This is a genomic window from Agromyces sp. NPDC029043 (assembly GCF_055564615.1).
In genome coordinates, this window is sequence record NZ_JBVHVX010000002.1 from 198,677 (window position 1) to 216,533 (window position 17,857).

Consider the following 17,857-nt stretch of genomic DNA (forward strand, 5'->3'; position numbering starts at 1 on the left):
TCCCTTCGTCGTCGAGACCACGCTAGTCGCGCCATCCGACATCGCCCGACGGCCGCGACGCCGACGGCGGCTCAGCGCGCGAGCACGACCTTGCCGATGCTGCGACCGGATGCCACGAGCGCGTGCGCCTCCCGCAGCCCCACCGCGTCGATGCCCGCGATCTCGCGTGTCAGCGTCGAGCGCAGCCGTCCGTCCTCGAACAGGGCGGATGCCGCGTCGAGCAGGTCGTGCTGGCCGATCATGTCGGGCGTCTCGAACACGCCGCGCGTGAACATCGACTCCCAGAGCCAGGCGATGCTCTTCGACTTCAGCACGCGCACGTCCATGTCGGGGTCCTCGTCGATCGCGACGATGGAGCCGAAGGGCCGCAGCAGGTCGGCGTACATCGGAAGGCGGCCGCCGGTCGACGGGGTGAACACCCGGTCGACGCCCTCGGGCGCGACGGCGCGAACGGATGCCGCGAGGTCGCCGTGATGGTCGACGACGTGCTGCGCGCCCATCCTCCGGACCCACTCCTGGGACTCGGGCCGCGAGGCGGTCCCGATCACGGTGACCTCGGTGAGCGCGGTAGCGAGCTGCGTGAGGATCGAGCCGACCCCGCCGGCCGCGGCGACCGCCAGCAGCGTGCCGTCGCCGTCGGCCGTCAGCCGGAAACGGTCGAACAGCGACTCCCAGGCCGTGATCGTCGTGAGCGGCATCGCGGCGGCCTCGGCCATCGACAGGTTCGCGGGCTTGCGCCCCACGACCCGCTCGTCGACGGCGTGGTACTCGGCGTTCGTGCCCGGCCGGTTGATCACTCCGGCGTGGTAGACCTCGTCGCCGAGGCCGAACATCGTGACCTCGGGGCCGACGGCGACCACCGTGCCGGCGGCGTCGAAGCCGAGCACCACGGGCGGCGCGTCGGCGCCGCGCCGCATCCGCGTCTTGACGTCGACCGGGTTCACCGAGACGGCGGCGACCTCGACGAGCACGTCGCGCGGTCGCAGCTCGGGCAACGGCAGCTCGACGTCGGCGAGGGCGCGCTCGTCGTCGAGGGCGACGGATCCGGTCGCGACGACCGCCTGCATGGTGTTCGGGAGCGTGGTCATGGTGCCTCCAACCGTCTCATGCCACCCGTTGTTCCGTGGTGGCCCGCGGCGTAGCGTGGCGCGCATGGTCGAGTGGGACGAGGTGCGCGAGCTCGCCCTCGCGATGCCCGAGGCGACGGAGTCCCTGAGTCGCGGGCTGCCGCACTGGCGCGTCCGGGATCGCGGGTTCGTGTGGGAGCGCCCGCTTCGACGCGCCGACCTCGAGTTCCTGGGCCTCGACGAGCAGCCGTGGCCGGTGCTCGGCGCGCGCGTCGAGGACGAGGCGGTGAAGTTCGCGCTCGCCGAGGTCGATCCGAGCGTCTTCTTCACGACGCCGCACTTCGACGGCTTCCCGGCGATCCTCGTGCGGCTCGACACGGTCTCGCGCCGCCGGCTGGAGGAGGTCGTCGCCGACGCGTGGCTCGCGGTCGCACCGAAGCGGCTCGCCGACGAGTGGTACGCCCGCCACGGCGACTGAGCCGGCCGGGGGCGGCCGAGCGGATGCCGCGGCTCAGCCGCGCGCGGGGGCGAGCGCGCCGCGCGCCATCCCGAGCATGCCCTCGACCGCGTGCCCGATGCGCGACCCGCGATCGGCGGCGTCCTCCCAGCGCACGAGCGCGTGGGCGTTGAGCCCGTCGATCATGCCGAGCAGCTGCCAGGCGACGGATGCCGTGTCATCCGTCTCGAACTCGCCAGCGGCGACGCCCGACTCGATGATGCCCTGCACGAAGCCGCGCCAGTCGTCCATCTCGGCGCGCACGGTCTCGGCGAGCGGCTCGTTGCGGCGGCCGAGCGCCCACGCCTCGACCCAGACGACGGTGACGTCATCGCGGGTTCCGTCGAGGAGCGTGTCGAGCAGGTGGGCGAGGCGTTCGCGCGGGGTCGGCAGCGCGGCGACGACCTCGCGCACCTCGGCGAGCTCGCCGGCCACGATCGTGCCGAAGGTGCTCGCGACGAGGGCGTCCATGTTCGGCTGGTAGTGCGCGACGAGCGCGGGGGCGACCCCGGCGCGGGCCGCGATGGAGCGCAGGGTCACGGCGGCCAGGCCGTGCTCGAGCGCGACCTGCCGCGCGGCATCCGCGATCTCGGCGGATCGCTCGGCCGGGCTCTTGCGGGACGCGCGCGTACGGGTGGGAGTTGACATCGTGCCGACAGTCTATGTAGCCTCTCTCACTATTGATCACACGATCAATAAGAATTCATCGGCGAACGACGAGGTTTCCGACCATGAGCACCCAGACCCCCGACGCGACCCGCGCCGACCCGGCGACCGCACGCGCCCACGAGCACACTCACGACCCCGCCTCGGACCGCGTCGGCCACATCGAGACGCACGGCATCGAGGTGATCCCCGACGGCGACCGCCACGGCCGCCCGTCGAGCCTCTTCTGGGTGTGGATGTCGGCGAACGTCGTCTACCTCTACTTCGTGCTCGGCGGCGTGCTCGTGCTGCTCGGCCTCTCGATCTGGGAGGCGCTCGCGATCACGGTGATCGGCAACCTCTGGTGGGCGGCCGTGGGCTGGCTCGCGATCAGCGGGCCGGCCGCGGGCGCGCCGAGCGTCACGATCATGCGGGCCATGTTCGGCGTGCGCGGCAACACGGTCTTCGGCGCGGGCCTCGGCGTGGCCATCGGCCTGTTCTACGAGATCATCAACATCGCCGTCGCGACGCTCGCCGCCAATGCGCTGCTCGCCCTGCTCGGCGTCGACCTCGGCCCGGCGGGCGGATGGATCGTGCTCGTCGTGATCGCCGTGATCAGCTTCGTCTTCGGCGTGTACGGGCACGCGACGATCCTCGCGCTGTCGCCGTACTTCTCGGCGGCGCTCGCGCTCGCGTTCGTCGTGCTCGCGGTCTACGTGCTCGGCGCGGCCGACTTCTCGTACGAGCCCGCGCCGCTGCCCGAGGGCGAGCGGTGGGCGATGCTGCTGCTCGGGTACGCGATCGTCGCATCCGGTCCGCTGTCGTGGGGGACCGGCGCCGACTACGCGCGGTACCTGCCGGAAGAGGTCTCGAAGCGGCGCGTCGCTTTGTGGACCGCGCTCGGCGGATTCATCCCGGCCGTGCTCATCGGCTCGCTCGGCGTGATCGCCGCGACCGCGATCGACATGACCGACCCGCAGCTCACCATCGGCCAGATCGTGCCGGCGTGGTTCACCCCCATCTTCCTCGCCATCGTCGTGCTCGGCAGCATCACGAACAACTCGCTCGTCGCGTACTCGACCGGCTTCTACGCGCAGGGCCTCGGCGTGCGGGTCTCGCGCGCGGGCACGGTCGTCATCACGGGCATCCTCGCGACCCTGGCCGCCGGCTGGTTCGTCTACGTGGCGCCGAGCTTCCTCGACACGCTCAACGCGTCGCTCGAGCTCAGCGTCACCGTGCTCGGCCCGCTGGTCGCCGTGTACGCGGTCGACATCCTGCTGCGCCGCAACCGCTACGACGGTCGCGCGCTCGCCGACCTCAGGCCGGGGGCACCGTTCTGGTACACCCGCGGATGGTTCCTGCCGGGCACGATCGCGATGGTCGTCGCCACCGCGGTCGCCGTCCTCATGGCCAACACGACGCTGTACGTCGGGCCGATCGCGACCGCGCTCGGAGGCGCCGACCTGTCGGCGATCGTCGGTCCGGTGCTCGGCGGCGGCCTCTACGCCGTCCTCTGGCTGACCACGAACCCGTACCGCGACCCGGCGCGACGGCCGGGCGCGCCATCCACCCACCCCGAGGCATCCACCCACCCCGAGGCATCCGCGCACCGCGCTGCCGACATCGAGACGGATGCCGCGGCATCCGCCCGCACCCAGGAGGACCCCGCATGACCTGGCGCATGCCCGCCGAGACCGCACCGCACGAGCTCACCTGGATGGCGTTCCCGCGCGAGGGGATCACCCTCGGCGCCGAGGCCGCCGAACGCGAGGAGGGCTACGCGGCGTGGACCGCGGTCGCCCACGCGGTCGCCGAGTTCGAGCCCGTCACGATGGTCGTCGACCCGACCGAGCTGGCGCGCGCCCGTCGCATGCTGTCGTCGGAGATCGAGGTCGTCGAGGCCCCGCTCGACGAGTTCTGGATGCGCGACTTCGGCCCCACGTTCGTGGTCGACGACGAGCGACCCGGCGTGCTCGGCGCGGTCGACTGGATCTTCAACGGCTGGGGCGCGCCCGAGTGGGCCGAATGGACGGTGTCGGCCGAGGTGGCCCGGTTCGTCGCCGAGCGCGTCGGCGCCGAGCTCGTGAGCTCGATGCTCGTGAACGAGGGCGGCGGCATCCACGTGGACGGCGAGGGGACGGTGCTGGTGACCGAGACCGTGCAGCTCGACCCCCGCCGCAACCCCTACGCCGACCGCGCCCGCGTCGAGGCCGAGCTCGCCCGCACGATCGGCGCGACGCACGCGATCTGGCTGCCGCGCGGCCTCACCCGCGACTACGACGACTTCGGCACGAGCGGGCACGTCGACATCGTCGCGACGATCCCGTCGCCCGGCCGCCTGCTGCTGCACCACCAGGCTGATCCGGCGCACCCCGACCACGACGTGACGCGCGAGCTGCGCTCGCTGCTCGAGGGGCAGACGGATGCCGCGGGCCGCCCGCTCGAGATCGTCGACCTGCCCGCGCCCGCGACGCTGCGCGACGACGAGGGCTTCGTCGACTGGAGCTACGTGAACCACCTCGTGGTGAACGACGGCGTCGTCGCGTGCGGGTTCGGCGAACCGTCGGCCGACGAGCGGGCCGCGCAGATCATCGCCGACGCGTATCCCGGCCGGCGGGTCGTGACCGTCGACTCGCGCGCGATCTTCGCACGCGGCGGCGGCATCCACTGCATCACGCAGCAGCAGCCCGCGCTGCCGACCGCCGCGGAGGTGGCCCGATGAACGCGCCTGGTGGGCGCACCGCCGCGGCCGCACTCCACGTCTTCCCGATTGTCGGACCTTCGCCGGTCTGTAGGACGATGAGGCCGGAGTTCGTCCTACATTCCGTTCGCTGTCCTGCATTCCGCTCAACGTCCTACAACGCGATCAGCCGAGGTGTGAAATGAACGAGCAGATGGCTCTCGGTGAACAGGCCGCCGCACGCGGCGCCTCGCCGCGCGACAGAGCCGGCAGGTTCGACGTCGTCGAGGCGTCGATCGCCGACCTGCGCGCCGCGCTCGAGGACGGCCGCGCGACCGCCGTCGGCCTCGTCGAGGCGTACCTCGCGCGCATCGACGCGTACGACGCGCCGGGCACCGCGACGGCGCTCAACGCCGTGGTGGTGCGCAATCCCGCGGCGCTCGACGAGGCCCGCGCGTCCGACGAACGCCGCGCACGCGGCGAGGTGCTCGGGCCGCTCGACGGCATCCCGTACACCGCGAAGGACTCGTACCTCGTCCGCGGGCTCACCGCAGCGGCGGGGAGTCCCGCGTTCGAGCACCTGGTGGCGCAACGCGACGCGTTCACGATCGAGCGCCTGCGCGCGGCCGGAGCGATCTGCCTGGGCCTGACGAACATGCCGCCCATGGCGAACGGCGGCATGCAGCGCGGCGTGTACGGGCGCGCCGAGAGTCCCTACAACGCCGAGTACCTCACGGCCGCGTTCGGCTCGGGGTCGTCGAACGGCTCGGGCACCGCGACCGCGTCGTCGTTCGCGGCGTTCGGCCTCGGCGAGGAGACGTGGTCGTCGGGCCGCGCGCCCGCGTCGAACAACGCGCTGTGCGCGTATACGCCCAGCCGCGGCGTGATCTCGGTGCGCGGCAACTGGCCGCTCGTGCCCACCATGGACGTCGTGGTGCCGCACACGCGCACCATGGCCGACCTGTTCGAGGTGCTCGACGTGATCGTCGCCGACGACCCCGAGACCCGGGGCGACTTCTGGCGCTCGCAGCCGTGGGTCGAGCTGCCCGCGCCCTCCGCGGTGCGCCCGCCGTCCTATCCGGCGCTGTCGGTCGCGGGTGCCGCGGGCGCCCGGGCGGCGCTCGCGAGCGCGCGCATCGGGGTGCCGCGCATGTACGTGAACGCCGACCCCGACGCCGGAACGACCGAGCCCGGCGGCACGGTCGGCATCGGCGGCCCGACCGGGCAGCGCATCGAGACCCGCGCGAGCGTGATCGAGCTGTGGGAGGCCGCACGCCGCGATCTCGAGGCGGCGGGCGCCGAGGTGGTGCTCGTCGACTTCCCGGTGGTGTCGAACTACGAGGGCGACCGTCCGGGCGCGCCCACCGTCGCCACCCGCGGGCTCGTGAGCCCGGAGTACCTGACGCGCGAGATCGTCGACCTGTCGGCGTGGGCGTGGGAGGACTTCCTGCAGGCCAACGGCGACCCGGCGCTGCACTCGCTCGCCGACGTCGAGGGGGCCCGCATCTTCCCGCAGCCGCCGGGCGCGCTGCCCGACCGGTACACGGGCTTCGACGACGACCTCGCCGACTACCCGGACTGGGTCCGCGCGCATCCCGGTGCCACGCTGGCCGATATGCCCGAGCTGCCCGACGGCCTTCGGGGACTCGAGGAGACGCGTCGCGTCGACCTGGAGCAGTGGATGGACTCGCTCGGCCTCGACGCGGTCGTGTTCCCGGCCGTCGCCGACGTGGGGCCCTCCGACATGGACGTGAATCCGGCGTCCGCCGACCTCGGATGGCGCAACGGCGTGTGGGTCGCGAACGGCAACCTGGTGCCGCGGCACCTCGGTATCCCGACCGTCACGGTGCCGATGGGCCTGATGAGCGACATCCGGATGCCGGTGGGCCTCACGTTCGCCGGGCGCGCCCACGACGACACGGCCCTCCTGCGCCTGGCCGCGGCGTTCGAGTCGCTCGGGCCCCGCCGCGCCGAGCCGCCGCGCACCCCGCGCCTTCCCTGATCGCCCTCACAGGGGTCGCGACCGTTCCATGGCGCGTCGATGGCCCTCGCGGTCGAACAATTGCAGCATCGTGGTCGAGATCACCTCGACGGGTGTCGCGAGGAGCCGCGTCGCGATTCGCTGGAGGGGGAGGTGCCCGATGCTCCCGTCGACCGGGTCGGTCTCAGCAAGGAGGATGAGCGTGGTGTCGTCACGATCGTTCGCCGCCGGATCGAGGAGGCGGACCGCCGTAGCGCCGGATCGCCCGAACTCGCGGATGAGCTCGTTGCGACGCAGTCCGAGCCGTTCGAGTGGCGGAAGCGCCACGAGCGTGCGGTCGCTCTCCGACGGTGGCCGATCGCCGAGGTAGGACGTCCTCGCCTCCGCGTACTCGGCGACGGCGGTCCGGACCACGGCCTTCTTTGTCGTTCGGAGGAAGAAGGCGAGTTCCGAGACTGTTCGATCGGTCTCCTCGTCCACCTTGATCGGCTTCTCCAGCACATGCCTCCTCGGATGTCGCGCGTTCGATCTCGTCCGTCGCCGCTCTCCAGACATGATCCGCTCCTCCAAGCCGGTACCGAAGTACCGGAGTACCGGAGTACCGAAGTACCGGGGGTCACAAACATCGAAGCGCCGGAGCCACCCGAGTACCGAGTTGCCGGACTACCGGACTACCGGACTACCGGACTACCGGACTACCGGACTACCGGACTACCGGACTACCGGACTACCCAAGTACCGGAGTACCGGAGTACCGAGCTGCCCAAGCACCGGGGTACCGGAGTACCGGAGTACCGGAGATCGTGCGACGAGAACATCTTCCGGCGGCGGTGTGCCCGAGGCGGGGTGCTGGTGCGAGCTTGGGAGCGGCTGGTCGGGGGCGGCGTTGGGGAGGACGGGTGAGGGTGCGGAGCCGCGGGTCGGTGGGCGGGACGCAAGGCCCTGTCGGCAACGCAGGGCGCGTGCCACGGTGTGAGGATGGCGAGCGGCTGCCGCGGCATCCGCTCGCCCCCACCGAGAACTCGACCCGAGGGGACAGGCTCATGGCCCAGTACGACGTTGCGGACCGATCGGCGATCGTGACCGGAGCAGGGGGCGGCATCGGCCGAGCGGTGGCGCTGCTGCTCGCGGCGAACGGGGCATCGGTGCTCGTCAACGACATGGACGGCGAGCACGCCGAGGCGGTCGTCGACGAGATCCGCGCGGCGGGCGGCGACGCCGAGGCATCCGTCGGCGATGTCACCGACCCGACCTGGATCGAGGCGTCCATCAATGCGGCGAACGCGCTCGCGCCGCTGAGGATCGCCGTGAACAACGCCGGCATCGGCGGCCCGGCCGTGCCGATCGGGGAGTACCCGGTCGACGGATGGGACAAGGTGCTCGACGTCAACCTGCACTCGATCTTCCTCGGCATGCGGGCGCAGCTGCCCGCGATGGTCGAGAACGGCGGCGGCGCCATCGTCAACGTCGCGTCGATCCTCGGCAGCGTCGGCTACGCGAACTCGTCGGCCTACGTCACCGCGAAGCACGGCCTCATCGGGCTCACCAGGAACGCCGCGATCGAGTACGCCACGCAGGGCGTGCGCGTGAACGTGATCGGTCCGGGCTTCATCAGGACCCCGCTCCTCGATGCGAACCTCGACGAGGCCACGCAGGAGTTCCTCGCGGTCAAGCACCCCATCGGCCGCCTCGGCACGCCCGAGGAGGTCGCGGCGCTCGTCGCCTTCCTCGCGAGCGACGCCGCGAGCTTCATCACGGGCAGCTACCACCTCGTCGACGGCGGGTACACCGCCGTGTGACGACGCAGGCGCAGTCGGGCGTCAGCCTCCGACCTGCGGCCACCAGGGCAGTGCCGGGAGGATCTGCTCCACGAGGACCGCGAACGCCTGCGTCACGGCACCCATCACCCAGCCGAGCAGGATGCCGGCCGCGGTGACGATCCACGCGATCGTCTGCTCCTGCCGGGTGCCCATCACCTTCCGGCCGTCCTTGTCCTTCTGCGAGTTGGTCAACGTCAGCACGAGGTCGACGAGCCACCAGATGCCGAAGCCGCCGATGGTGAGCAGCTTCAGGATGCCGGTGCCCACCTTGCCCAGGTAGAACCGGTCGACCCCGATGACCCCCAGGAACCAGGCGAACAGCCAGGTCGCGATGAACGACCGGCTCGACGTCGTCTCCTGCGACGCGCGTGCGACGTGCGGGTTGGGTGCGGCGGGCCCGGGTGCTGCGGGCGGGTACGCGCTCATGGTCACTCCCCTCGGTGCCATCCGTTACGTGCCTCGAGTCTGCGAGGCCTGCGCGCCGGCCGCCGGGGCGAAGGTCCCTCAGCGTGCCGCTCGCTCGGCGACGAAGGCGGCGGCCCGCGGGGCGAGCGACGCACCGATCTCGGCCGCTGGCCGCTTGGCGCCCTTCACCTCGAACGAGTGGTTCGCACCGTCGATCCACTCCAGCACGGCGGTCGGTCCGATGCGACGCACGAGCTCGTCGAGCTGCTCGTTGGGGATCGCGAACGGATCGTTGCGGCCCTGCAGGAACAGCATCGGCACGCCCCCGAGCGCGGCGAAGTGCTCGTCACGCGCCTTCTCGGGCCGGCCCGGCGGATGCAGCGGGTAGCCGAGGAAGACGAGCCCCGCGGCATCCATGCCCTCGGCCATCGCCATCGACGCCATGCGGCCGCCGAACGACTTGCCGGCGGCCCACACGGGCTCGCCGTCGTCGGCGCGCGATCTTGCCGCGTCGGCCACCGCACGCCACGTGGCGATCGCGACCGGCGGGCGGTCCGGGAACCGCCGCCCGGCCGCGAGGTACGCGAAGTCGAAGCGCAGCGTCGCCACGCCGTGGCCCGCGAGCGCGCGGCAGAAGCCGCTGAGGAACGGATGGTCCTTGCCCGCGCCGGCACCGTGTGCGACGACCATCGTCGCGCGTGCGTCGGCGGGTCGCGCGAGCACGCCCGGCACCGGGCCGATGCCCTCGCCGACCTCGATCGTGAGGGACTGCTCGTCGACGCTCATGCCTCCATCGTGCCCGTGGGCGGCGCGGTCGTCGATCCGGCCCCGCGCTCCCGCTCGAGTTCGGCCCACGCGCGATCGCGGCGATCGGCCCGGTCGGCGACGATCGCCCCGATCCGCGCGCCCAGGGTCGCGACCACGACCACGCCGACCCCGATGAGCGCCGCGATTCCGGTGATGCGCGACGCCGGCTCGTCGGTCAGCCGGGCCACTCCCACCCACGCGAGCCCCCAGCAGAGCGAGAGCATCGGCGCGAGCCGTCCGCGCCCGGCGATGCCGATCGCGACGCCCACCCCGGTGGCGACCGCGATCACGACGACCGCCCACACGACCGGCGGGACGCCCCAGCCGTCGACGCCCGCCGCCGCGAGCACCGCGGTCGCGTTCGCCGCCGTCGCGACGACCACCCAGCCGAGGTAGAGCCCGATCGAGCCGTCGGTGATGAGCGCGTCGAGCGCGTTGCGCGGCGGCAGGCGGCGCAGCTGCAGGAAGAGCCAGCCGAGCACCGCGACGAGCACGACGATGACGACCACGCTCACGCCCAGGAGGCCGAACTGCACGACGCCGATCCAGAGGGCGTTGAGTACGAGTGACGCGGCGACGGCGTACCCGATGCGCCGGTGCCGCGCCGCCGCGCGTTGCGCCGGCAGGAGCTGCCAGAGCGCGTACGCGAGCAGCCCCGTGTAGATGACGCTCCAGATCGCGAAGGCCGGGCGGGCCGGGGCGATGAGCGTGGAATCCGCGTCGAGCCATCCGCCCGCGGCATCCTGGATCGGCGTGCCGACGACCGCCCCCGAGCCGATGAACGCGGCGCCGATGGCGATCAGCGATGTCAGCAGCACGACGATCTGGCGCAGGGTGTCGGCGGGACCCGCCGGACGCGCGGCGACTCCAGTCGGACGGTCGTCGGTCGTCGTGCTCATCGGGTCTCCTGCATCCTCGGTCGAACCCATTCGGCGTGTCGTCAGGATAGGCGGCGCCGCCGCCCTGCCGCCTCAACCCATCGATGGATCCGCGCGGCTCAGACGCTGCCGTTCGCGACGCGCGGGACGTCGGTCGCGCGCGAGGCGCCGCCGGCGCGCGTCGGCCGCAGCGTCGGCGGTGCCGCGATCGTCGCGGCGTACAGGCGCCTGAGCCCGGCGTGGCCGTTGCGGTGCCACGCAGCGAGCTGGCGTGCCGCCCCCGTGCCCTCGTGGAGGCGCCGCTCGAGCAGGTCGTGCACGAGCGCGCGGTCGCCCATGCGGTGCAGCGGCTCCGCCAGGTAGCGCTCGAGCCGCCGGACGGCCTCAGCAGCAGGGAGGAGCCCGCCGGTCGCGGGGTCGATGGCGTCGCGGCTCAGGCCGGCGTGCGCGCCGTGCAGGTTGCCCGCGCTCAGGAGCTCGGGCGGAAGGTCGGGGTCGGGGTCGTCGACCGCGCGCACGCGGTGGAGCATCGCAGCGTGGTCCCGACCGGCCCGGTCGAACTCGTCGATCGCCCGCACGACGAGCGCCCGGCAGATCGCGGTGACGAGCAGCGTGTCGTCGACGGTCAGCTGCGCGTCCGCCATCCGGAACTCGATGGTGGGCAGGTGCTCGGAGAGTCGCACGTTCCACGCGATAAGGGCGAGGTCGTTGATGCCCGCGTGCCCCAGCAGCCGCCGGATGCGCCGGTCGTAGTCGTCGGCGTCGGCGAACCGCGGCGGGCAGCCCGCCGTCGACCACCGCCGCAGGGCGACGGTGCGCCAGCTCTCGTACCCGGTCACGTTGCCCCGCCAGAAGGGCGAGTTGCCGGTCATCGCGGTCAGCAGCGGCAGCCACGGACGCACGGCGTTCAGCGCCGCGACGCCGTGCTCGCGGCTGGGGATGCCGACGTGCACGTGCAGTCCGCACATCTGGTGGTCGGCGATCAGGCCCGCCATGTCGCGCACGATCCGGTGGTAGCGATCCACGTCGGCGACCGAGGGGAACGCGTGCGCATCGGGAGTGGTGCCGATGCTCGCCGCCGACACGGCCAGGCGGGCGGCATCGGCATCGATCTCGCGTCGAAACCCGAGCAGTGCGGCGCTCGCCTCCGTGATCTGGGTGAACACCGGGGACGCGAACTCGACCTGCGAGGCGAGGAACTCCCGATGGGTCGCCCCGGCCCACCGCGGATCGTCGGCCAGCCGGGCGTAGACCTGCTCCGCGACATCTGCCGGCAGCATCGTCGACGGGTCGATGAAGAAGAACTCCTCCTCGATTCCGAACGTCGTCATCGCCGCTCCTCCCGCCACCCGCGCAGGTCTCCCCGAGCGACCCGCGCGACCGCTGCTCGAAGCCTGCGCTGCGGGGGGCCCCCTGTCAAGGGCTTTCGAACCGCGGCGGCGTCACGCGCTAGAGGACGACGCTTCGAAGACGGTGACGGGCTCGACGAACCCCTTCAGCGCGACCGGCCCGACCTCGCGGAACGACAACGCCGGGTCACCGGCCGACTCGACGACCGAACGCGTGACGAGGGTCTGCCCGGCCGCCGCCGCGCCGGAGATACGGGAGGCGAGGTTCACCGCGCGGCCGAAGTAGTCGCCGTCCTGCATCACGACCGGGCCGGCCGCGATCCCGGCGTGAGCCGGCAGGCCGATGCGCGGTGCCGCGGCCACCATCTCGAGGGCGGCGCGCACCGCCCCGGCGGCCCGCGGGAAGTGCACCATCACGCCGTCGCCCAGCCACTTCACCGGCGTGCCGTCGTGTCCGGTGACGATCCGCTCCACCATCGCGCTCATGTCGCGCGCGAGCCGCGCCCCAGCGGCGTCGCCCTGCTCGTCGGTGAGGCTCGTGTAGCCTGCGAGGTCGATGAAGACGAAGGCGGGCGGGCGTGCCAGCCGGCGGTGCGAGCCCGACGCCTCGATCGCGTGCTCGATCCCCTCGACGATCCCCTCGGTCCACCCTCGCTCCTGCTGGCGGCGGTACAGGGTGAGGACCATCCGCTCCATGAGCGGCGCCAGCTGGCTGCCGATCGCGGCCGATCGCTCGAGCGCCTCGCCGTACGTGAGCCCGGCCCGGACCAGCCCGCCGACGATGTACCGCACGTACAGCTCGTTCTCGGCCTCGGTGACGCGGCGCAGCCCGTCGACGTACACCCGCCCGATCCGGGTGAGCGCATCGAGGTCGGCCATGGTCGCGACCATGCCGATCAGCGTGAAGATCGCCTCGTCGTCGTCGCGCGACCGATCCTCGGCCGCGAGCTGCCGACCCACGAGGGCCGCGCTGGTCTCCCGGATCACCTCGAACGGGATGCCGAGGCGGGCGGCGAGCTCGCCATAGGTCTCGGTCCGGAGCTCCGACCAGCGGTACTGGGGGGAGTCCATGAAGTCGAGCGGCAGTCGCCCGCTCGCGACGGCCTCGCCGATCGCCTCGGCACTTAGGCCCGCGCGATCGCAGGCCTCGACGAGACGGACACGCTGCACGTCGCCGGCGCTGAACGTGCCGTCGGCCGCGGGTGACACCACGCCCAGCTCGAGCAGCCGGTCCACGAACGCGGCGTCGACCCCGGAACGCTCGACGAGCCCGTCGCGCGTGTACCGACCCTCCGATCCGTCCACGTGCCCGAGCGTAGGGCATGGTCGCGCGGCCCTCCGGGACTACCAGCCCTCGTCGAGCACCCGATCCAGCATCGCCACGAAGAAGTCGGCGCTCTCGCGCGCCACCACGAGCGGCGGCTTGACCTTGAGCACGTTCTGGTGGTCGCCCGTCGGCTGCATGATCACGCCGAGCGTCAGCAGCCGGTCGCAGATCGCCGCGGTCTCCTCCGTGGCCGGCTCGAGCGTCGCCCGGTCGCGCACGAACTCGACGCCGAGGTACAGCCCGAGCCCGTGCACGGCTCCGATGAGCGGATGGCGCTGGGCCAGCGCCTCGAGCCGCCCCTTGAGGTAGGCGCCCGTCTCGACCGCGTTCTGCTGGAGCCGCTCGTCGCGGAACGCGTCGAGCACCGCGAGCCCGGCGACGCTCGACGCGGGGCTCCCCCCGGTCGACGAGAAGAAGTACCCCTGCGTGCGGTAGCGCGCGGCGATCTCGCGCGTGGTGATGACCGCGCCGAGCGGATACCCGTTGCCGGCGGCCTTCGCGACCGCGATGACGTCGGGCACGACCTCCTGCTGCTCGAAGCCCCAGAACCAGTGCCCGAGCCTGCCGTACCCGGCCTGCACCTCGTCGGCGATCGCGAGCCCGCCGGCCCCGCGCACGGCCGCGTAGACCTCGGCGAGGTACCCGTCGGGCAGCGGGATGCCGCCGGCGTTGCCGGAGAAGGTCTCGGCGATGAACCCGGCCGGGGGTCGTCCGGATGTCGCGAGCTCGCGGATGCGGTCGGCGGCCTCGTGCGCGTAGCGCGCGGCATCCGCCCCTCGATGGATGCCGCGGAACGGGTTCGGGGCGTCGAGGGCGTGCACCCAGTCGGGCCGGGTCGCGAGCGCGTTCGGGTTGTCGGCCGTCGAGGTGCTGACCGCGTCGGACGCGTAGGTCCAGCCGTGGTACGCCTCGAGCAGTGACACGACGTCGCGGCGACCGGTCGCGGCCATCGCGACGCGGATCGCGAGGTCGGTCGCCTCCGAGCCTGAGTTCACGAGGAAGACCGTGTCGAGCGGGTCGGGCGCGAGCGCGGCGAGCCGCTCGGAGAACTCGACGACCGCGCCGTAGTTGAAGCGCGAGTTCGTGTTGAGGGTGCGCAGTTGCTTCGCGACGGCCGCGGCGAGCTTCGGGTGCCCGTGGCCGAGCGGCGTCACGTTGTTGACCATGTCGAGGTAGACCCGCCCGTCGGTGCCGACGAGGTGTTCGCGCCAGCCGCGCTCGATGCGGGGCGGGGCGTCGTAGTAGTGCTCCTGCACCTCGGCGAAGGTGCGGTCGCGCCGTGCGACGAGCTCGGCGGCGTCATCGGTCCGGGTGGTCGGGTGGCCGTGGAGCGGCGCATCGGCACCCGAGTCGCCGAGGCCCATCGCCGCGCCGGGGTCCTCCGCCAGCGCCATCCACCCCGCTGCGTACTCGGGCCGGACGAGGTGCGGCACGCGGGGTGCGTCATCCGCCTCGATCCGGATGCGGGCGCGCACGCGCGCCGGGACAGTGCCGTCCAGGATCGTCGCCCCGTCCGCCCCTTCGACGACGAGTCGCGTCCCGTCGCCGCCGGTCGCCGTCAGGTGCTGCGCCTCGGCGAACCACACGTCGATGCCGGTCGGCACGGTCGCCGACGAGTCCGCGGAGCGGATGCGGCTCGCACTGAGGCGCGGGGTGCCGCGTTCAAGCCAGGCGGCGGACGCCCCGGCGTCGAGCGCCTCGCGGGCCAGCCGGTCCTCCAGGTCGGCGTCGAGCCAGGCGCCGGCGTCCACGTCGTCGGACGTGATCGACACGTCGAGGCGGATGGCGCGGGCCGCGTCGAATCCGGACGAGGTCTCGATACGGGGTGCCCTCGCCGCTCCGGCTCGACCGCCGAGGTCGACCGCGAGCGCGTCGGCGATGACCGCCGTCATCACCGCCGACGGCACCGAGACGGCCTGCTCGAAGATGCGCCACTCGCGCTCGACGCCCGCGGCCGCGTACGCGTTCGCGCCCCCGTCGATCTGCACCTGCTGCTCGCCGCTGACGACGAGCACCGCCCCGCGGAGCACCACGAGCGGCCACAGCGCGCGCACCTCGGCGGGCGAGAGCGGACGCAGCTCGTGGAACGCGCGCACCGCGGGCAGCACCGAGGCGGGCTCAGCGCCCGCGTGGTGCAGGACCGACGAGACGGTGATCGCGAGCTCGGCCACCGCCCAGCTCGCGGTGACGTCGCCGAAGTCGATCATGCCGTCGGGCATCCGGATGCCGTGCCGGGTCGAGCACACGACGTTGTCATCGGTCAGGTCGAGGTGCACGGCCTGGATCGGCAGGTCGGCGGCGACGGCCTGCACGTCGCGCCAGGCGCGCGCAGCGGCATCCGTCACCATCGCCCGCTTGGCCGGGTCGGGGTGGAAGCGCGCCAGCAGCTCGACGACGCGGTCGGCGTGGCGGAGGTCCCACTGCAGCACGCGGTCGAGGCCGGGGTGGTCGAATCCGTCGAGCGCGAGGCTCGCGTGCGCGGCCAGCTCGCCCATGCGCGCGACGACGGCGGGCGAGAGGTGCGCGCTGCCGGTGAGCGTGCCGCCCGGCAGGTAGTCGAGCAGGCGGATGGCGCGGGGCCCCTCGCTCGTGTCGGCGACGACCGAGCGCGGGGCGCCGTCGGCGGCGCGGCTGGTCGTCGCGATCCGCAGCTGCGGCGCGCGGGCGGCGAGGCGCGACGCGGCCTGGTCCTGGGCCTCGAGCTCGTCGGCCGTGAACGCGGGGTTGGTGATCTTCACGACGCCGACCGGGGAGCCGGCTGTCGCGACGGCCGACGGGTCGGAGCCGTCGCGTGAGCGCGCGAGGAAGTTCTGGTCCTGCTGGCTGCCGAGTGGTTCGAGGACGACGTCGAGTGCCCAGTGCTCGCGCACGATCCGCGCGACCTCGTCGGCGGGCAGGCTCGGCGCGGGAAGCTCGCCCGCCGAGAAGAAGTCGAATCCGGCGGGGCCGTGCGTCATGGGGTCGTCTCCTCGGCCGCCGACGATCGGCGGCATCGACTCGACGATAGACGGCGCGCGTGCCGCGTCAGGAGTGCCGCCGCGTCGAGCCGGGCCCCGGCGATTCGCCGGTCCGGCCTGCGCCCGGCCCGGCGCCGTGCCGTGCGCTACGCCCGGTGGCGCGGCATCCGCTGCTCGTCCTCGGCAGGCGTCGCCGACGAGCGGGCGGCCGAGCGGCGGCGGATGAGCGGCGTTCCGTTGACGGCGGCGAGCGCGAACAGCATCGACACCGCGAGCGCGCTGAGGCCGAGCGCACTGAGCGTGGTGAGCAGGACGTCCATGTCGGCACCTCTTCCCTGAGCTGGTGTCAGGAGACGGTAGACGGGGGAACGCCACCGATGGAGGGTCTTGACAGGCGGACCGTTCGTCCGGCATGAGGACGACGCGCGGCCCGGCTGCGACGGATGTCGGCGGCCTCGCTTACCGTGATCGGCATGACGAACCCGACGCATTCGACCCTCGAGCCCGACGTGCTCGACGAGCCCTGCCTGCGCTGCGGCTCCGCCGCGGTGCGGGTCATCGTGTACGGCCCGCTCGACCTCGAGGTCGAGGCCGATGCCTCCGCCCTCGGCCTGCACGCCGAGGCGCCCATCTTCGACTGCCGCGACTGCGGCTTCGAGTGGGGCGAGGCGGTGCGCGACCTCCTCGGCTGAGCCGGGCGCTCAGTTTGCGCCCGGCAGCGACGCGGCCGCGCCGGTCGGGTGCTGCTCGACGCGCGCGATCACGCCCGCCGCGTCCGATTCCTCGGCGCGCGTCCTCGCCGACCCGACCGCGGTGAGCGCCGCTCGCCCGACGAACACCGACCACGCCACGATGCCGAGCAGCTTCGCGCCGTCCTCGATGAGCACCGATGCCTGGGTGGGCCGCACGAGCACGTCGACGACCGCCGACCCGCCGAAGGCCGCGATCGCAAGCAGGAGCACTCCGCCGTCGAACCGCTCGCGGACGACCTCCTGGAACCGGGCGACGTAGACGAGGAACGCCGCGCCATAGGTCGCGGCGACCGCGATGGAACCCCACGACGTCACCGACGCCGCCTCGTGCAGGAGCAGCAGGTCGTCGAGGACGAAGGCGAGGCTGAGCCCGAAGCTCCACGCCAGCAGCGCTCCGAGCGGGTCGCCGTTCCGGCGGCCGATCATCCAGCCGAGGAGCGCCATGCCGCTGGCGATCGCGATCACCAGGACGCCGAGGTTGGAGAGCAGTCCGTAGGCGGGGCTCGCGTCACCGTGCTCCGCGGCGATGACCTGGCTGTCGCGAAGCACGTGGCTCGGCGGCAGCCAGGGTTGCGTCGCGGCAGCCACGACGGCGATCGCAACCGGCGCGACGATCGCGGCGTAGACGAGCATGGGCGTGCCGTGGGGGCGGTGCGGGTTCGGGTCGGACGGGGGTTCCTGGGGACGAACCAT

The 17,857-nt window shown here is 72.9% G+C and carries 17 protein-coding genes; 6 read left to right on the forward strand and 11 right to left on the reverse strand.

Annotated features, from left to right (window positions below; genetic code table 11):
* Positions 1-71 precede the first annotated feature (71 nt).
* Positions 72-1,088, reverse strand: coding sequence for a zinc-binding alcohol dehydrogenase family protein (locus ACZ4TW_RS04620; RefSeq protein WP_465540631.1), 1,017 nt, complete (start codon positions 1,086-1,088; stop codon positions 72-74).
* A gap of 64 nt (positions 1,089-1,152) precedes the next feature.
* On the opposite strand from ACZ4TW_RS04620, the gene ACZ4TW_RS04625 reads away from it, so the two are divergent.
* Entirely contained in the window at positions 1,153-1,545 is a 393-nt protein-coding gene (locus ACZ4TW_RS04625; RefSeq protein WP_465540634.1) for an MmcQ/YjbR family DNA-binding protein, read from the forward strand.
* Positions 1,546-1,578: 33 nt separating this feature from the next.
* On the opposite strand, the gene ACZ4TW_RS04630 is transcribed toward ACZ4TW_RS04625, so the two are convergent.
* Positions 1,579-2,211, reverse strand: a complete 633-nt coding sequence (locus tag ACZ4TW_RS04630) for a TetR/AcrR family transcriptional regulator (protein WP_465540636.1) — start codon at positions 2,209-2,211, stop codon at positions 1,579-1,581.
* A gap of 83 nt (positions 2,212-2,294) precedes the next feature.
* On the opposite strand from ACZ4TW_RS04630, the gene ACZ4TW_RS04635 reads away from it, so the two are divergent.
* The 3 genes from ACZ4TW_RS04635 to ACZ4TW_RS04645 all read left to right on the forward strand — a co-directional run bounded on the left by ACZ4TW_RS04635 (position 2,295) and on the right by ACZ4TW_RS04645 (position 6,890).
* The gene (locus ACZ4TW_RS04635) at positions 2,295-3,881 is read left to right on the forward strand and encodes a purine-cytosine permease family protein (RefSeq protein WP_465540638.1); all 1,587 of its coding nucleotides are present in this window, start codon (positions 2,295-2,297) and stop codon (positions 3,879-3,881) included.
* The gene (locus ACZ4TW_RS04640; protein ID WP_465540641.1) at positions 3,878-4,930 is read left to right on the forward strand and encodes an agmatine deiminase family protein; all 1,053 of its coding nucleotides are present in this window, start codon (positions 3,878-3,880) and stop codon (positions 4,928-4,930) included. The genes ACZ4TW_RS04635 and ACZ4TW_RS04640 overlap by 4 nt, the downstream gene beginning before the upstream one ends.
* A gap of 172 nt (positions 4,931-5,102) precedes the next feature.
* A complete protein-coding gene (locus tag ACZ4TW_RS04645) occupies positions 5,103-6,890 on the forward strand; it encodes an amidase (protein WP_465540643.1) in 1,788 nt (595 codons plus the stop codon).
* 6 nt (positions 6,891-6,896) lie between these two features.
* Here the strand turns inward: ACZ4TW_RS04645 and ACZ4TW_RS04650 are convergent, their stop codons facing one another.
* Positions 6,897-7,370: a hypothetical protein gene (locus tag ACZ4TW_RS04650; protein WP_465540645.1), complete on the reverse strand. Its 474-nt coding sequence runs from the start codon at positions 7,368-7,370 to the stop codon at positions 6,897-6,899.
* 542 nt (positions 7,371-7,912) lie between these two features.
* Here ACZ4TW_RS04650 and ACZ4TW_RS04655 point away from each other — a divergent pair.
* Positions 7,913-8,668, forward strand: a complete 756-nt coding sequence (locus tag ACZ4TW_RS04655) for an SDR family NAD(P)-dependent oxidoreductase (RefSeq protein ID WP_465540647.1) — start codon at positions 7,913-7,915, stop codon at positions 8,666-8,668.
* Positions 8,669-8,689: 21 nt separating this feature from the next.
* Here ACZ4TW_RS04655 and ACZ4TW_RS04660 read toward each other — a convergent pair whose 3' ends face one another.
* The 7 genes from ACZ4TW_RS04660 to ACZ4TW_RS04690 all read right to left on the reverse strand — a co-directional run bounded on the left by ACZ4TW_RS04660 (position 8,690) and on the right by ACZ4TW_RS04690 (position 16,732).
* The gene (locus ACZ4TW_RS04660; RefSeq protein ID WP_465540649.1) at positions 8,690-9,115 is read right to left on the reverse strand and encodes a TM2 domain-containing protein; all 426 of its coding nucleotides are present in this window, start codon (positions 9,113-9,115) and stop codon (positions 8,690-8,692) included.
* 78 nt (positions 9,116-9,193) lie between these two features.
* Entirely contained in the window at positions 9,194-9,880 is a 687-nt protein-coding gene (locus ACZ4TW_RS04665) for an alpha/beta hydrolase family protein (RefSeq protein ID WP_465540650.1), read from the reverse strand.
* The gene (locus ACZ4TW_RS04670; protein WP_465540653.1) at positions 9,877-10,800 is read right to left on the reverse strand and encodes a tryptophan-rich sensory protein; all 924 of its coding nucleotides are present in this window, start codon (positions 10,798-10,800) and stop codon (positions 9,877-9,879) included. The genes ACZ4TW_RS04665 and ACZ4TW_RS04670 overlap by 4 nt, the downstream gene beginning before the upstream one ends.
* Before the next feature lie 98 nt (positions 10,801-10,898).
* Positions 10,899-12,110 carry a carboxylate-amine ligase gene (locus ACZ4TW_RS04675; RefSeq protein ID WP_465540655.1) on the reverse strand — a complete coding sequence of 404 codons (1,212 nt, stop codon included), beginning with the start codon at positions 12,108-12,110 and terminating at the stop codon, positions 10,899-10,901.
* Positions 12,111-12,221: 111 nt separating this feature from the next.
* Positions 12,222-13,433 carry an adenylate/guanylate cyclase domain-containing protein gene (locus ACZ4TW_RS04680; RefSeq protein ID WP_465540657.1) on the reverse strand — a complete coding sequence of 404 codons (1,212 nt, stop codon included), beginning with the start codon at positions 13,431-13,433 and terminating at the stop codon, positions 12,222-12,224.
* A 39-nt stretch (positions 13,434-13,472) separates the two neighbouring features.
* Positions 13,473-16,412 (reverse strand): aminotransferase class III-fold pyridoxal phosphate-dependent enzyme, encoded by a 2,940-nt coding sequence (locus ACZ4TW_RS04685; RefSeq protein WP_465540659.1) that lies wholly within the window; start codon positions 16,410-16,412, stop codon positions 13,473-13,475.
* A 146-nt stretch (positions 16,413-16,558) separates the two neighbouring features.
* The gene (locus tag ACZ4TW_RS04690) at positions 16,559-16,732 is read right to left on the reverse strand and encodes a hypothetical protein (protein ID WP_465540661.1); all 174 of its coding nucleotides are present in this window, start codon (positions 16,730-16,732) and stop codon (positions 16,559-16,561) included.
* A 153-nt stretch (positions 16,733-16,885) separates the two neighbouring features.
* On the opposite strand from ACZ4TW_RS04690, the gene ACZ4TW_RS04695 reads away from it, so the two are divergent.
* On the forward strand, positions 16,886-17,104 hold the full coding sequence (locus ACZ4TW_RS04695) for a hypothetical protein (protein ID WP_465540663.1): 219 nt from the start codon (positions 16,886-16,888) through the stop codon (positions 17,102-17,104).
* A gap of 9 nt (positions 17,105-17,113) precedes the next feature.
* On the opposite strand, the gene ACZ4TW_RS04700 is transcribed toward ACZ4TW_RS04695, so the two are convergent.
* Entirely contained in the window at positions 17,114-17,857 is a 744-nt protein-coding gene (locus ACZ4TW_RS04700; protein ID WP_465540665.1) for a hypothetical protein, read from the reverse strand.

Bases quoted from the DNA above. Each gene is read 5' to 3' on its own strand.
- ACZ4TW_RS04620 (WP_465540631.1), bottom strand. From the start codon at position 1,088: ATGACCACGCTCCCGAACACCATGCAGGCGGTCGTCGCGACCGGATCC.
- ACZ4TW_RS04625 (WP_465540634.1), top strand. From the start codon at position 1,153: ATGGTCGAGTGGGACGAGGTGCGCGAGCTCGCCCTCGCGATGCCCGAG.
- ACZ4TW_RS04630 (WP_465540636.1), bottom strand. From the start codon at position 2,211: ATGTCAACTCCCACCCGTACGCGCGCGTCCCGCAAGAGCCCGGCCGAG.
- ACZ4TW_RS04635 (WP_465540638.1), top strand. From the start codon at position 2,295: ATGAGCACCCAGACCCCCGACGCGACCCGCGCCGACCCGGCGACCGCA.
- ACZ4TW_RS04640 (WP_465540641.1), top strand. From the start codon at position 3,878: ATGACCTGGCGCATGCCCGCCGAGACCGCACCGCACGAGCTCACCTGG.
- ACZ4TW_RS04645 (WP_465540643.1), top strand. From the start codon at position 5,103: ATGGCTCTCGGTGAACAGGCCGCCGCACGCGGCGCCTCGCCGCGCGAC.
- ACZ4TW_RS04655 (WP_465540647.1), top strand. From the start codon at position 7,913: ATGGCCCAGTACGACGTTGCGGACCGATCGGCGATCGTGACCGGAGCA.
- ACZ4TW_RS04660 (WP_465540649.1), bottom strand. From the start codon at position 9,115: ATGAGCGCGTACCCGCCCGCAGCACCCGGGCCCGCCGCACCCAACCCG.
- ACZ4TW_RS04665 (WP_465540650.1), bottom strand. From the start codon at position 9,880: ATGAGCGTCGACGAGCAGTCCCTCACGATCGAGGTCGGCGAGGGCATC.
- ACZ4TW_RS04670 (WP_465540653.1), bottom strand. From the start codon at position 10,800: ATGAGCACGACGACCGACGACCGTCCGACTGGAGTCGCCGCGCGTCCG.
- ACZ4TW_RS04675 (WP_465540655.1), bottom strand. From the start codon at position 12,110: ATGACGACGTTCGGAATCGAGGAGGAGTTCTTCTTCATCGACCCGTCG.
- ACZ4TW_RS04685 (WP_465540659.1), bottom strand. From the start codon at position 16,412: ATGACGCACGGCCCCGCCGGATTCGACTTCTTCTCGGCGGGCGAGCTT.
- ACZ4TW_RS04690 (WP_465540661.1), bottom strand. From the start codon at position 16,732: ATGGACGTCCTGCTCACCACGCTCAGTGCGCTCGGCCTCAGCGCGCTC.
- ACZ4TW_RS04695 (WP_465540663.1), top strand. From the start codon at position 16,886: ATGACGAACCCGACGCATTCGACCCTCGAGCCCGACGTGCTCGACGAG.
- ACZ4TW_RS04700 (WP_465540665.1), bottom strand. From the start codon at position 17,857: ATGGTTCGTCCCCAGGAACCCCCGTCCGACCCGAACCCGCACCGCCCC.